Origin of the sequence: Flavobacterium piscis, assembly GCF_001686925.1 — a bacterium.
GTDB classification, from domain to species: domain Bacteria; phylum Bacteroidota; class Bacteroidia; order Flavobacteriales; family Flavobacteriaceae; genus Flavobacterium; species Flavobacterium piscis.
Map to the genome: position 1 here is coordinate 1 of NZ_LVEN01000021.1, position 14,458 is coordinate 14,458.

At 35.3% G+C, this 14,458-nt stretch carries 13 protein-coding genes; 12 read left to right on the forward strand and 1 reads right to left on the reverse strand.

Annotated elements, in window-relative coordinates:
- On the reverse strand, positions 1 to 3,098 hold a 3,098-nt coding region (locus FLP_RS10025; protein WP_065449386.1), incomplete at its 3' end, for a DUF7507 domain-containing protein.
- A gap of 680 nt (positions 3,099 to 3,778) precedes the next feature.
- Here FLP_RS10025 and FLP_RS10030 point away from each other — a divergent pair.
- The 12 genes from FLP_RS10030 to FLP_RS10085 all read left to right on the forward strand — a co-directional run bounded on the left by FLP_RS10030 (position 3,779) and on the right by FLP_RS10085 (position 14,318).
- Positions 3,779 to 5,350: a helix-turn-helix domain-containing protein gene (locus FLP_RS10030; RefSeq protein ID WP_065449387.1), complete on the forward strand. Its 1,572-nt coding sequence runs from the start codon at positions 3,779 to 3,781 to the stop codon at positions 5,348 to 5,350.
- A 59-nt stretch (positions 5,351 to 5,409) separates the two neighbouring features.
- Positions 5,410 to 5,826: a hypothetical protein gene (locus tag FLP_RS10035; protein ID WP_065449388.1), complete on the forward strand. Its 417-nt coding sequence runs from the start codon at positions 5,410 to 5,412 to the stop codon at positions 5,824 to 5,826.
- 35 nt (positions 5,827 to 5,861) lie between these two features.
- Positions 5,862 to 6,866, forward strand: coding sequence for a TQO small subunit DoxD (locus FLP_RS10040; RefSeq protein WP_065449389.1), 1,005 nt, complete (start codon positions 5,862 to 5,864; stop codon positions 6,864 to 6,866).
- A gap of 238 nt (positions 6,867 to 7,104) precedes the next feature.
- Entirely contained in the window at positions 7,105 to 8,232 is a 1,128-nt protein-coding gene (locus FLP_RS10045; protein ID WP_065449390.1) for an NAD(P)/FAD-dependent oxidoreductase, read from the forward strand.
- Complete coding sequence (locus FLP_RS10050; protein ID WP_065449391.1) at positions 8,233 to 8,946, forward strand: methyltransferase domain-containing protein; 714 nt, start codon at positions 8,233 to 8,235, stop codon at positions 8,944 to 8,946.
- Positions 8,943 to 9,995, forward strand: a complete 1,053-nt coding sequence (locus tag FLP_RS10055) for a type III polyketide synthase (protein ID WP_065449392.1) — start codon at positions 8,943 to 8,945, stop codon at positions 9,993 to 9,995. The genes FLP_RS10050 and FLP_RS10055 overlap by 4 nt, the downstream gene beginning before the upstream one ends.
- 221 nt (positions 9,996 to 10,216) lie before the next feature.
- Positions 10,217 to 10,654, forward strand: coding sequence for a 3-hydroxyacyl-ACP dehydratase FabZ family protein (locus tag FLP_RS10060; RefSeq protein ID WP_065449393.1), 438 nt, complete (start codon positions 10,217 to 10,219; stop codon positions 10,652 to 10,654).
- Entirely contained in the window at positions 10,651 to 11,925 is a 1,275-nt protein-coding gene (locus FLP_RS10065; protein ID WP_065449394.1) for a beta-ketoacyl-[acyl-carrier-protein] synthase family protein, read from the forward strand. The genes FLP_RS10060 and FLP_RS10065 overlap by 4 nt, the downstream gene beginning before the upstream one ends.
- Before the next feature lies 1 nt (position 11,926).
- A complete protein-coding gene (locus tag FLP_RS10070) occupies positions 11,927 to 12,181 on the forward strand; it encodes an acyl carrier protein (RefSeq protein WP_065449395.1) in 255 nt (84 codons plus the stop codon).
- Positions 12,178 to 12,687 (forward strand): 4'-phosphopantetheinyl transferase family protein, encoded by a 510-nt coding sequence (locus FLP_RS10075; protein WP_065449396.1) that lies wholly within the window; start codon positions 12,178 to 12,180, stop codon positions 12,685 to 12,687. The genes FLP_RS10070 and FLP_RS10075 overlap by 4 nt, the downstream gene beginning before the upstream one ends.
- A 312-nt stretch (positions 12,688 to 12,999) precedes the next feature.
- The gene (locus tag FLP_RS10080) at positions 13,000 to 13,416 is read left to right on the forward strand and encodes an OsmC family protein (protein ID WP_065449397.1); all 417 of its coding nucleotides are present in this window, start codon (positions 13,000 to 13,002) and stop codon (positions 13,414 to 13,416) included.
- 113 nt (positions 13,417 to 13,529) lie between these two features.
- On the forward strand, positions 13,530 to 14,318 hold the full coding sequence (locus tag FLP_RS10085; protein ID WP_065449398.1) for an alpha/beta hydrolase: 789 nt from the start codon (positions 13,530 to 13,532) through the stop codon (positions 14,316 to 14,318).
- Positions 14,319 to 14,458: the final 140 nt, after the last annotated feature.

Sequence of the window (14,458 nt, forward strand, 5' to 3'; positions counted from 1 at the left end):
CAGGCTGCGTCAGATGTGATTTCGCTACAGGGTTTCGGATCAACCGTTATCGTTCCATCCGTATTTAAAGTTACTCCTGTTGGAAGAACTGTTGACGTAGTTAAAGTTACATCTGCCGGCAAGAATGGTAATCCATCCAAAGTATCATTTCCAAAAACAGTTGGGATTGTTCCTCCCGTTGTCCCGTTGATTGGAGCTGGTGTATCATCTTTGGCATCGATTGTAGTGACAATTACCGTTGTTACAGCCTGGTCACAAATCGTTGGATTCGCTTTTTGACAAATTGAATATGTGATAGGATAAGTTCCCGGCGTCGTATTTGGATCAACCGTTATCGTTCCATCCGTATTTAAAGTTACTCCTGTTGGAAGAACTGTTGACGTAGTTAAAGTTACATCAGCTGGCAAGAATGGTAATCCATCCAAAGTATCATTTCCAAAAACAGTCGCAACAGTTCCGCCTGTTGTCCCGTTGATTGGAGCTGGTGTATCGTCTTTGGCGTCGATTGTGGTTACAATTACAGTAACTGTTGCATCATCACAATTTAAAGGAATATCAACTTGGCAAATTTTATAGTCGAAAGTATAAGTTCCAGGGGCTGTTCCCGCTGCAACATCAACACTACCATCCGCATTTAAAGTTAATCCCGCAGGAACACCTGATGTTCCCAGAGTTAAAACAACTGCTGAAGGAGTAACTAAATCCCCATTTATATTATCATTTGCAAAAATGTTAATGACATTCGTTGCTCCTGTATTTCCGTTAATAGCATCTACACTATCATTATCTGCCACAATTACAGATTTTGTTTCCGTTTCTGTAGCTGTATCATTCCCTGTAGCTGTTCCAGATGTATCTTCTACCGCATTATTACTGCCGTCAACACCTTTTGCTTCAGCTGAATTAATCACTTTACCGGCTATAAGATCAGCTAGCGTTACAGTATGTGTGGCTGTACTATTTGCTGAAGCACCCGGAAGAAGCGTTGTTACTAATGCTGGAGAAATACTTCCTGAATCTGCATTGGTATCCGTAATATTGATGCTATATACCGGTACTTTACCTGTATTGGTAACGACTAGATCATAAGTAATTATATCCCCAACTTTATTAAAAACTCCTGTTCTGGCTGTTTTAACCAGTTTTAATTCAGCCAGAGGTGTTGCCTTATCACTGTCATTCGTCACAGTGACATCAATATTATCACCTTTTATAGTTGCTGTGTTTGTTACCTGACCTGTGGTTTTTATAGTAGCTGTAATATTTAAAGTAGCAGCTTCATTAACAGCAAGATTACCAATGTTCCAAATTCCGGTGCTTTGAACATAAGTTCCTACGCTTGGGGACGCAGAAACGAAAGTATAACCCGAAGGTAAAGCATCCGTAACCACAACATTTCTATCTTCATTTGGTCCGTTATTTTTAGCTGCTACCGTAAATACAACTTCATTAGCCGTTGATCCGTTTGCAACTGTTTTGGTGACTTCGCGATCTCCACAAACAGCAACATAAATTGCAGCCGATTTTCCTGTAACTCCACAATCACGTGTTCCTGTAATCGAATAATTTCCTGTTTTTACCGGAACTACAGATTGACTGGTTGCACCAGGTATCAACACTCCGTCAAGATACCATTGATAAGGTTCTAATCCTGGATCGGCAGTTATAATGTTAAGTGCACAACCATTACTGTCTCTTGTAACGTCAGGAAGCGCCGGGGTTTCATTAAAAGAAGAAAAGAATCCCGACATCGAAAATCCTCCACCTTGCTGTACAATCCCAACATTCATTCTTGCTGAAGAATTAACGGTAATATTTGCAGGATTTCCAATTTGTGCGTTTTCGAATCTAATTAAATAAACTCCTGTTGAACCTAACTGGAAACGAAGATTGCCAGTTGTAGTTTCAATATTAGTCCCGTTTACATAAACAATCGCTGTTAGAGATTCTACCAGAACAAATCCAAAATAAGGCAATACTTGTGCGTTATAACCTTTAAACTGACTTGTTGAAGTCCATTTTGATCCTGAACATCCTCCTACAGGAAGTACGGTAGCAATATCTACTTCACATGATTGGGCTGTTCCTGAATATACTGCAATAGGTTTATTTGATTCTATTATTGATGATGAATAACGAGCGTTAGCATCACCATGATGAATAGAACGAAAGGATCCTCCGTTTGCAAGTGTAAAAGTTGTTGTATTAATAAAAGCTCCATTTGGAGCATAATTAGTTACTGTAACTTGAGTATTTCCTTCAGATGCAATTATGGTAGACTGTTCAGGTAAATTAGTTCCTGTTCCTGACGTACCACTACCTCTTACTACGATATATCGTGTTCCCAGAATACTTACCGGCGCCATTTGATCTACTGCTCCATCTCCACATCCTCCCGGAGTATCTGTATAAGCACCTGTATTGGCTACTACAGGTTTATTTGCTTCAAGTAAATCTCCTGTACCCGTACGTTGAAACAAATAACTTTGTCCTTTATTTAAGAGTACCAGATTGGTTCCGTTTATCTTTACCTGTGTATTATCATCAATTGCCATAACCGAATAAACGGGAAGGTTGGAGGCTCCGTTAAATCCTGCAATACCTGCAAAATCACTTCTGTAATATCCCAAACGGAAAGCAGTTCCCCTGCCCTCATTACCAAAACTAACCAAAGAAGCATTTCCTTTAATAGTAGCACCGGTAGTATCTCCGCCACCAGAACTAGCCTGATCAGAAGCTACATTTCTAAGATTTACAGATACTTTTCCACCGGTACTTTCTACTATTAATCCTTTATCGTCCTGAATTGTATTAACAGGGTTACTATTTAATTGCCATGGCGATCCAACGAAACGATATACATCAGGCGCAGCCGAAGTAAGCGTGCGAGTTGCAAGAAATGTACCGTCACTTTTCTTTAAAGTTACCGTGACCGTTGTGGTCGATTCTGTAGTAAGTACAATTTCATTTGCATTACTCCAGTATTGCCATGGAGATGGCGCTATGTAATGACTTGTTGCATACTGTGCATTTCCTTTAAATACAAAAAAAAGAAACAAAAATAAAAACAGTATTTTTTTGGGTAATTTTTTTCTCATAGTTATCATTTGAATTATTATCCTAGATATATTTTGATTTTGGGTGCGAAATTATAGATTAGAGCTTCCAATAAAGGGAGCACTCCTTTCTCGATTACGTAATAGAGAAAATATCCTATCAGAAAAAAAAGCATAAACAGCTAACAAACAGATATTTGCAGTTAAACGACTTTTAAAGCATTTTAACGAGTACAGTTGTTATTTTCACACTTAATCGCGATTTGATAAGTAATTACAGCGCTATTACCATAGAAGTATTGGATAATTATGGCTGAAAAAATCCAGTTTGATCGTAAAATAATATAGTAAAGTGTATTTTCTATTAGAAACAAAATGACTTTCTTCTGAAGCTAATTAATGAGAAAGCAGCCAAAAAATTTATCTTTGCAAAAGCTTTCATTTTTGAAATTGCCTAGTAATTATTGCTCAAATCAGAAGTTATTTTTATCATCAGTAAACCAGAAGTATTTTGTAACGTAATGATTTTAAGTTGTTATGATTTCAAAAAATCTATACTTTTATCAAAAAAAAGAACTACTTTACCCGTCATAATAATTTGATGCACTGCATTGATAAAAATCATACTATTTTTCTTAAAATTTGATATAACCCTATCAATGAAGCGAAAAATCACTCAAAAATAATCATCGCCATACAACCTTTTAACTCCAATTATTTACATGCACTTAAAACGTATTATTATCCTATTTATAGCTGTAGTTTTTCCTTACTTAAATTATGCACAAGGTTCAAAATTCGACAGTATTTTCTCAGAGACCGCTCAGGTACTAGTAGGCTCCAATCCAAAAAAAGCTTTAAAAAATACCGATTACCTTTATAAAATATCAAGTGATAATTCACAACGAATAAAATCCAGTATGCTGAGAGCAACGCTTCTGCGTCAGTACGGTATTCGAAATGAAGCAGTTGCCGCATTAAAACGTGCAGACAGTCTGGCTGTAATCGACAAGAATTACACTATGCAGGCAAGAATAAATGGTTTTTTATCAACTCTTTACCGCGAATTCGAAATTTATAGCATAGGAAAAACATACTTGCAGAAAGCGGTTCGAATCAGTAGGAAAATTGAGGACAAAACAGACATGTATAAATTTCAGGGCAATCTGTCTCAGGAAATAGCTTACTACTACATGTATTCTTCGGATTTTTCAGAAGCTATTGTACATCTTAAAAAGGGTAATCAATTATTTAAAAAAGCCGGAGCCAGTATTGATCTTAACTTTCAAACCGCGGTCAATGATGAACTTATAGCCAAAAACTTTCTCTCACTGCATAAAGTCGATTCTGCATTTTTATATTATGAAAAAGCCAAAAAAGGACTCGAATCATCACAATCTCCAAATAGTCCTCTCAAAGGATTTATATACAATGGTCTTGCAAATGCCTACATAGCTAAGGGCGATTTTAAAAATGCTACTTCAAGTTTCAAAACAGCAGAACAAATAGCAAAAGTTTCGAATTACTTTACATTAAAACAGGAAGTCTATGTTTCTTTGTTGGAATTTTATAAAAAAACCGATAATAAAAAATACATCACTTATAATGAGCTCAATCTTAAACTCAATAAAGATGATGAGCAAAGCCGAAAAGTTATTGCAGATGATTTGATAAAAGAACTACGCAAAAAACAGGTTGATACCCAATCTGAATACCAAAAAAGCAAATATCTTATCATTGGAAGCTGTATTTTTATTGTACTCATTATTATTGGTATATATATATTGAAAAGAAAACAGGATTACAATAAAGTTAAAAAGTTTATTAATAAAACAGAGAACCAGACAGAAACTGAAGTGAAGATTTCTCCCAAGAAAGATGTCGCTAAAGAGTATATGTCGGAGGTAACGGAAAGCACGATTTTAGAAAGCATAAAGCAGTTTGAAAAATCTAATTTGTATCTCAACAAAGACATTTCCTTAAATTCTGTAGCTGCAGAACTTAGTATCAACCAACGCTATTTATCTTATGTCATCAACAAACATAAATCAAAGGATTTTGCCAGTTATATCAATGAACTTCGGATAAATTATATCATTAACCGACTGAAAAATGATCCTAACTATTTAAAATATAAAATAAGTTATCTTGCTGATCAATGCGGTTTTTTATCGCATAGCAGATTTACTATTACCTTTAAAAAAGTTACCGGCGTTTCTCCCCTAACTTTTATTACCTATCTTCAAAACGAAAACCAGGAGAAAAATCAATCAAAGCATGTTAAGAAAGCATAACATGCGAGTTAAAGTAAGCACATACAGTCAGTTTATTTTAAAAGCCCTATTTTTATAAAATGAAATTAAAAAAACCCACCATTATTTTTAAATATCTAAAACAGCTATTGCTGTTGGTGGGTTTACTCTATGCATTTTCTAATTGTCATGTCAAAAAATCTGTTTTGCATTTGGCAGGAATCAAGTCTGTACAGCTTTCTCAAAAAAGCCTTACGCAATTACCTGTTCAGGGATCGTGTCATTTCAGTATACTTCAAAAAAGCAGCCTTTCAAAGAGTAATGGTGCTACTGCTCAAGTTCCCATAATTCCAAATAGATGTTCTTTTTATTTTCAAATACACGAAAACCAATTAGTTAACACTTTTCCTATTCATCCTGCTTTCAAATTCAATAAAAGTTTGATAAGCTTCCCTCCTATGTTTATAATATTTAAAAAAATAAAGATTGCGCCAGCAGTGGTTTCGTACACTGTATAAAACAATTTTTACTTTTTTAAATTTTATAAAATAACATGCAACATCAAAAAACTTTTGACGTGAACGCTATCGTTCCGTTGGCCTTACGTTTAGTAGTGGGCTGGACTTATTTTTCGGCCTTTTGGAGGCGACTTATCCTTGAAAACAAATTAATTCCCGAAGAAGCCGGATACATAGGAGAAAAATTCAATCATTTTTTACCCAATGCACTCGGGATAAAACCGCTTATAGAATATCTCGTGACACATCCTGAAGCTTTATGGATTAATATGGTCGCATTTACAATTATCGAAGGAATAGTTGGCCTTGCCATGATATTGGGCTTTTTTACACGATTGATGAGTATTGGCGTTTTCTTATTGGCATTAGGAATTTTATTGGCTTCCGGCTGGATCGGAACTACTTGCCTGGACGAATGGCAAATTGGAATTTTAGGACTAGCCTCAGGATTTACGCTATTTTTAACCGGAAGCAATTATCTTTCTCTTGACGGTTATTTTATAACAAAAAAATCAGCCTTTACCCAAACAAAAGGGTTTCGATTCCTGGGGTCCGGAGCATTAAATTTCACACCTTATAAACCACTGCTTTTAGTTATCGTCTTTTCTATTTTTGGACTTACTTTATTTACTAATCAATATTTTCACGGCGGAGTTTATGGAACGCTTCATAATAAGTCTGTAAAGCCAAAGCTTGAAATCAGCAACTTAAAAGTTGATCGCAACGAATTAAGTTTTGATGTTTTTCGGGTAGAAGGAGTCGATGTGTATGGTTCGTTTTTAATTGGTATTTCGCTTAAAAACGAAGCGGGAAAAAATCTTTTACAATTGAATGGAAATGATTTAGCTCAGTTATCTCCTCAAACAATATCAAATTATTACGTCGCCAAAATAAAGCCCGGTAAACATAGTCTTGTAATTCCGTTAGGATCAAAAGCAACAATCCGAATTCCTATAGATAATAAATGGGATTTTCAGAAGAGTGCTTATACGCTGACTTTAACAGATATTAGCGGTGCAACATGGGTGTCGAATTTATAATGTAATAAAAGCGGGAAGATTTAAAATTCCCGCTTTTATTTTTATTCCTTTAATTATTGCAAGACTTTAAACTGTAATTTTATAAGGAACAAATAAAATTATGTAATTAAAGATTTGGCAAGTTTTTGATCTTTGTACTTAATATTTGTATTTATAGCACATTTATCGTTGCAAATTTTAAGCAATTTTAATATAAAATGTATTAAATATTTAAGATATAATAGCTAAATTGCTTAGTATGAAAACAAATTCAGAGGTAGTTATTATTGGAGGCGGTCTTGCCGGTTTGGCGAGCGCTTTACATCTGTCTCAAAAAGGATTATCGGTAACTTTAATAGAAAAATCCGGCTATCCCCGCCACAAAGTATGCGGCGAGTATGTTTCGAACGAAATCTTACCCTATCTTCATTGGCTTAATGCCGATATTTCAAAATTACAGCCTGTCACTATCAATAAATTTGAGTTTACAACCCGAAAAGGAAAGACAGCTTCAGCAAATCTTCCGTTAGGCGGTTTTGGTGTCAGCAGGTATCAGTTGGATAATTTTTTATATCAAAAAGCAGTAACAAACGGTTGTACCATTGTAAAAGAAATGGTTACGGATGTTTCTTTTGATAACGACCTATTTACGATTACCACTACTCATCAGGTTTTATCAGCAAAAATAGTTTTAGGCGCTTTTGGCAAACGATCCAATATTGATCAGGTATTATCACGCGATTTTTTCGTAAAAAAGTCACCATGGTTAGCCGTTAAGGCACATTATAAAGGTGATTTTGCAAATGATCTCGTGGCCCTGCACAATTTTGAAGGCGGTTATTGCGGCGTTTCTAAAGTTGAAAATGATATAATTAATATTTGCTATCTGGCCGATTATGCCACATTCAAACAATATAAAAATATAGAAGAATATCAGCGTAATGTATTGTATAAAAACAAACACCTTAAAGCTGTATTTGAAAACAGTACACTTCTTTTTGATAAACCCATTACCATAAGTCAGATCTCTTTTGATAAAAAACAGCCTGTCGAAAACCACATTTTAATGATTGGCGATACGGCCGGCCTTATTCATCCTTTATGCGGCAACGGAATGGCGATGGCCATACACAGCGCCAAAATCGCATCAGAATTAGTATTGGATTTTTATTCTGAAAAAATAAAGTCGAGAGAAGAATTAGAAAAAAGCTATACAAAACAGTGGAAAAAACACTTTGGTAAACGCTTATTCATGGGAAGGATTTTAGCTAAAGTTTTAAGGAATAAAACCATTACCAATACCCTCGTTGCCATTACGGTAACCTTACCCGCCTTATTACCTGCAATAATCAAACAAACGCATGGCAAACCAATAGCAATTCATTAAATGATCATAAATACTACATATAGAACACAGGAAACGGAGATAATGGACGATTTTTTTCTCGAGGGAAAAGAATTACAAGAAGCATTGGATAAAATTGCCAGTATTAATAGATTATTAGGCGGCAATAAATTAACGCTGCACGGACTAAAAATATTACTAAAAAAATCAGATGCCACAAAAACAATAACAATTGCCGACATAGGCTGCGGTAACGGAGATATGTTGCGTATGCTGGCAGATTATGGTAAAAAAAACAACCTGAATCTTAAACTTATTGGTATAGATGCCAACGCTTTTACGATCAATTATGCCCAAAAATTATCGACAGCATATCCTAATATAGAATATAGATGTGTCGATATTTTTAGTCCCGAATTTAGTCTTCTTAAATACGATATTATTTTGTGCACGCTTACGCTGCACCATTTTTCGAACGAACAAATATTAAATATAATGACTACCTTTAATAACAACGCCAACATTGGCATTGTCATTAACGATTTGCACCGCAGCAAATTAGCTTATCGCCTTTTTGAAAAAATTTGTACTATTTTCAAATTAAACAAAATGTCACGCGAAGATGGACTAATCTCTATTTTAAGAGGTTTTAAGAAAAAAGAACTGGAGAATTTCTCTAAAAAATTAGATTTAAAAAACTATACCATAAACTGGAAATGGGCTTTTCGTTACCAATGGATAATTGCTAAAAAATGAGTGTAAAAATTATAACAGTTGCCAAGCAACTCCCCAAATATTCGCGTGCAACAGCAGATATACTTCCGTTTTTGGATGTGTGGCTGCAGGATCAGGACGAACGTTTCATCAAAAAAGTAAAAAAGATTTTTGAAGGCGCAGCTGTATACAAACGCTACTCGATCATGGATCCTGAAGAAGTTTTTACAGCAACCTCTTTTGAAGATAAAAATGATATTTACAGCCGTGAAGTGATTATTCTGGGCGAACAGGTATTAGAAAAAGCGCTTAAAAAAGCAGGTTGGGATCCAGAAACACTGGATTACATTATTACTGTAAGCTGTACGGGTATAATGATTCCGTCTCTGGATGCTTATCTCATTAATAAAATGAAATTGAAGCAAGATATCATAAGGCTTCCGGTAACCGAAATGGGTTGTGCAGCCGGAATATCAGGTATTATATACGCAAAAAATTTCCTGAAAGCCAATCCGGGGAAACGTGCCGCTGTTATAGCAGTAGAATCTCCAACGGCAACTTTTCAGCTCAATGATTTTTCGATGCCTAATATTGTAAGTGCAGCTATTTTTGGCGATGGAGCCGCTTGCTGTTTATTGTCATCCTACGAAGAAGATTATGGCCCTGAAATACTAAATGAAGAAATGTATCATTTTTATGATGCCGAACATATGATGGGTTTTAAACTGACCAATAGTGGTTTGCAAATGGTTTTGGATATAGAAGTTCCCGATACTATTTCGTCGCATTTTGGAGATATCATTCACCCGTTTTTAGAAAAAAACAATTTAGAAATTAAGGATATAGACCACATGATTTTTCATCCCGGCGGAAAAAAAATAGTCAACACCGTAGAATCTCTATTTTCCGGATTAGGCAAAAATATCGATGCAACTAAAGAAGTCCTCAAACAATACGGCAATATGTCGAGTGCAACTGTTTTATATGTCTTAGAAAATATTATGGACGGAAATCCAAAGTTGGGAGAAAAAGGATTGATGTTAAGTTTTGGTCCGGGATTTTCGGCACAACGTGTTTTGTTGCAATGGTAATAGTAGCCAATTGAATTTGATTATTGTTAAATAAAATTACAAGCGGACTCAATTGATTCGCCAGGAGAAGGCACAGATTAAAATGCATTTTTGAATAATTTAAAAATATTGAAATTTTGTTTCCTTCGAATTAAAAAAATCCGTTTTAATCCGCGTCTTTACGAAGTAAATCCGTGTTATCCGCGTTCCGTTAGACATCAAATTATTAAACGAAATAAATTATGACTTTAAAAAATATTATAGCTCAATTACCTTACAGCAAACCTTTTCTTTTTGTAGATGAGCTGTTGCATGTAGATGAAAACAGTATTACAGGAACGTATACTTTCAGCGAAGATCTTGATTTTTACAAAGGTCATTTTAAAGGCAATCCTGTAACTCCCGGTGTCATTTTAACCGAAACAATGGCTCAGATTGGAATGGTTTGCCTGGGAATATATTTACTGGGAGATGGCTTTAATAAAAATACAGTAATAGCTTTTACATCGGCAGATATGCAATTTTTAAAACCTGTTTATCCTAACGAAAAAGTAACAGTAAGTTCTCAGAAATCATTTTTCAGGTTTGGAAAACTAAAATGCGATGTTGTTATGAAAAACGAAGCCGGACAAGAAGTCTGCAAAGGTATTTTGGCTGGCATGATTACAAATAAATTATGAGTAAAAGAATTGTAATAACAGGCTTAGGCGTAGCAGCTCCAAACGGGGTTGGGATTCCTGCATTTACGAATTCCATAAAAAATGGCATTTCGGGAATTCGTCATGATACGCAATTAGAAGAATTACAATTTTCATGTCAGATTGCGGGTCAGCCTCCAATTTCAGACGAACTAAAATCTCAGTATTTTACAGAGCTTGAATTACGCGGTTTTAATAGTACAGGAATTTTATACGGCGTTATTGCCGGAATAGAAGCCTGGAAAAATGCAGGTTTACCAATAGAAAATAATGATGAACCGGATTGGAATAGCGGAACCATTTTTGGATCAGGAACATCGGGCATCGATAAATTTCGTGAAAGCATTTATAAAATAGACGAATTGCAGGTTCGGCGATTGGGCAGCACTGTGGTAGCGCAAACCATGAACAGCGGTATTAGTGCCTATCTTGGTGGCAAGCTGGGTTTAGGCAATCAGGTAACTACAAATTCATCGGCCTGTGCTACAGGAACCGAAGCTATCATGATGGCGTATGACCGTATAAAATCCGGACAGGCAAAACGCATTTTGGCAGGAAGCACAGGTGACAGCGGTCCTTATATTTGGGCAGGATTTGATGCTTTGCGCGTTTGCAGTTCTAAATATAATAATGCACCTGAACAAGGTTCCAGACCTATGAGTGCCAGCGCAGCGGGATTTGTTCCCGGAAGCGGTGCCGGAGCTCTTGTCATCGAAGATCTTGAAAGTGCTTTAGAACGAGGTGCAACTATTTACGCCGAAATTTTAGGAGGAAATGTAAACTCGGGCGGACAACGTGGTAACGGAAGCATGACAGCTCCCAATAGTACTGCCGTTCAGAAATGTATTACTGATGCCATCCAAAATGCAGGAATTACTGCAGCTGATATCGATGCTATAAACGGCCATCTTACCGCGACTACAAAAGACAGTCTGGAAATCGAAAACTGGACTAAAGCTTTAGATCGAAAGGGAACTAACTTTCCGTATATCAATTCCTTAAAAAGTATGACCGGACATTGCCTGAGTGCGGCCGGAAGTATCGAAAGTGTTGCTATAATTTTACAGCTTCATGAAGGTTTTTTATTTGGAAATACTAATTGCGAAGATCTTCATCCTGAAATTACCGCACTTATTGATTCCTCAAAAGTGCCTTTTAAAACAATTGATAAAAATCTCAATATAATTGCCAAAGCAAGTTTTGGTTTTGGCGATGTAAATGCGTGTATAATCTTTAAAAAATTTGAAAACTAATATGAACAAAGAAGAACTTATAGCGAAATTAAAACTGATCATAAAGCCCTATACAACAAATACAGAAGCTTATGACAACCTTACCGAAGACACCGATTTTATCAATGATCTGAACATAAATTCAGCTAATTTGGTAGACATTATTTTGGATATTGAAGAAGCATTTGACGTTGTTATTGATAATACTGATATGGAACGAATGCTGGATGTTAAAACTTCGGTAGAAATTATAGCTGAAAAGCTCGCTGCAAAATGATTGGTAATGATGTTATAGATATTCTGCAATCCCGCCAGGAAAGCAACTGGCAGCGTAAAGGTTTTATCGAAAAGATTTTTACTGTTGCTGAACAATTACAAATATCACAAACATCAGATCCTGAAACGATGATATGGCTGCTTTGGAGCATGAAAGAAGCAGCCTATAAAATATATAACCGGCAAACCAAAATAAGGAAATATATTCCTAAAAAACTGGCGTGTACTATTATCTCAAAAAACGAACACTCTGCTACAGGAATAGTAATTTGTGAGGATAATAATTATTACACCAAAACCACAATCTCCAAAGATAGTTTACATACCATAGCTGTAACCAATATTGATCACTTCATTAATGTAATTGAAATGGTTAAAAAAGATATTATCAAAGATGAAAACGGAATACCTTTCTTAGCCAAACCTTCATTAAATATTATGAAAGACGTTTCGATAAGTCATCACGGACGTTTTGAAAAAGTGGTTACTCTTTTATTACCCTCTTAAATTAGAGTTTTTAGCAGCTCGATTTCTTCTCTCTTTTTTCCTTATTTACTTTTATTTGTTTTTTAGTTCGATTTCTTTTTTATTTTTTTCTATTTCTTTTCCCAGTTATAAATTTCCTAAAAACAACGGTATCGGCTTGTACCAAAGAAAACCTGTCTAATTTCAAACTTCAATATTCCATAGTTATAAATTTAATTTATAAACACTAAAAATTATTAATTTGATTAATAAGCATAGTCGCTATACATTTGTCTCATCAAAATCAAACAAACGATTTGAATCATTAAATAAATAACTATAAAAATTAAGATCATGAAATTTACAAGAAGAGCAAACGCAAATTGGAAAGGTACAGGAATGGAAGGAAAAGGTACAATCAGTACTCAAAGTACCACTTTAAACAATGCACAATTATCTTTTAAAACCCGTTTTGAAGAAGGTGTAGGAACCAATCCTGAAGAATTAATCGCAGCGGCACATTCTGGCTGTTTTACCATGCAACTTAGCTTTTTACTTTCTGAAGCAGGATTTATTCCGGAAGATTTAAGTACCGAAGCAAAAGTAACTTTTGAAGACGGAACAATCACTTTGATTCAGTTAATCCTTAACGGAAAAGTTCCTGGAATTACAGCAGAAGATTTTCAGAAAGCGGCACAAAAAGCAAAAGAAATTTGCCCAATCTCAAAGCTATTAAATACTGAAATTACTTTATCAGTTACATTACAATAAATATTCTGTGTCACCCTGAGCGGGGCTTCGACTTCGCTCAGTTTGACACAACAAAACAACAACAAAACAATATAATAGAAAAACATACAACAACAATTTAAAAACACACAATTATGAAAACAATAGCATTAAAAGAACAATTGAATCGTTATTTCATGTTCGCAGTACTTATTTTTAGTTTCTTATTTGCAACAGCAAATTCTAATGCACAAACAACTCCTCCGCAAATTAAAAACGTTGTATTAGTACACGGTGCATTCGCCGATGGTTCTGGATGGAAAGGTTTATATCAGGTATTAACTAAAAAAGGATACAACGTTACCATCGTTCAAAACCCTTTAAGCTCTCTTGAAGATGACGTACGAGTAACTAATTTAGCACTAGACAAACAAGACGGACCAACAATTTTGGTCGGCCATTCATGGGGTGGTACTGTAATTACAGAGGCAGGAAATCATCCTAAAGTAGCGGCATTGGTTTATGTAGCAGCTTTACAGCCTGATAACGGAGAAACTTCTGTGCAATGGTTAATGACGGCTCCTCCAGCTCCTGAAAATGGTGTATTGAGTCCTGATGACAAAGGAGTTGTGTATTATGATAAAGCTAAATTTCATGCTGGTTTTGCTGGAGATATCAGCAAAGAAGACGCTGATTTTATGTATGCTTCTCAAGGTGCATTCTACGCAAAAGGATTTGGAACTCCTATCACCAAAGCGGCCTGGAGAAATAAACCTTCGTACGGAATTGTAGCAACTGAAGACAAAAGTATATCTCCTGAAATAGAACGCGCCATGTACAAACGTTCGAATACAAAAATCACAGAAATAAAAGGAAGTCACGTCGTATTTATTTCGCAACCTGAAGCTGTAGCGAAAGTTATTATTGCTGCTTCTAAAAAATAAATTAAAAATAAATTCCAAATTTTTTAAATTCCAAATTCCAATCTGTTGGATTCAAATTCCAATAAAAAAATTCCAAATTCCATACCTTAATTGATGTTCTCATTTAAGTAATTGGAATTTGGATTTTCTCTTTAAAATTG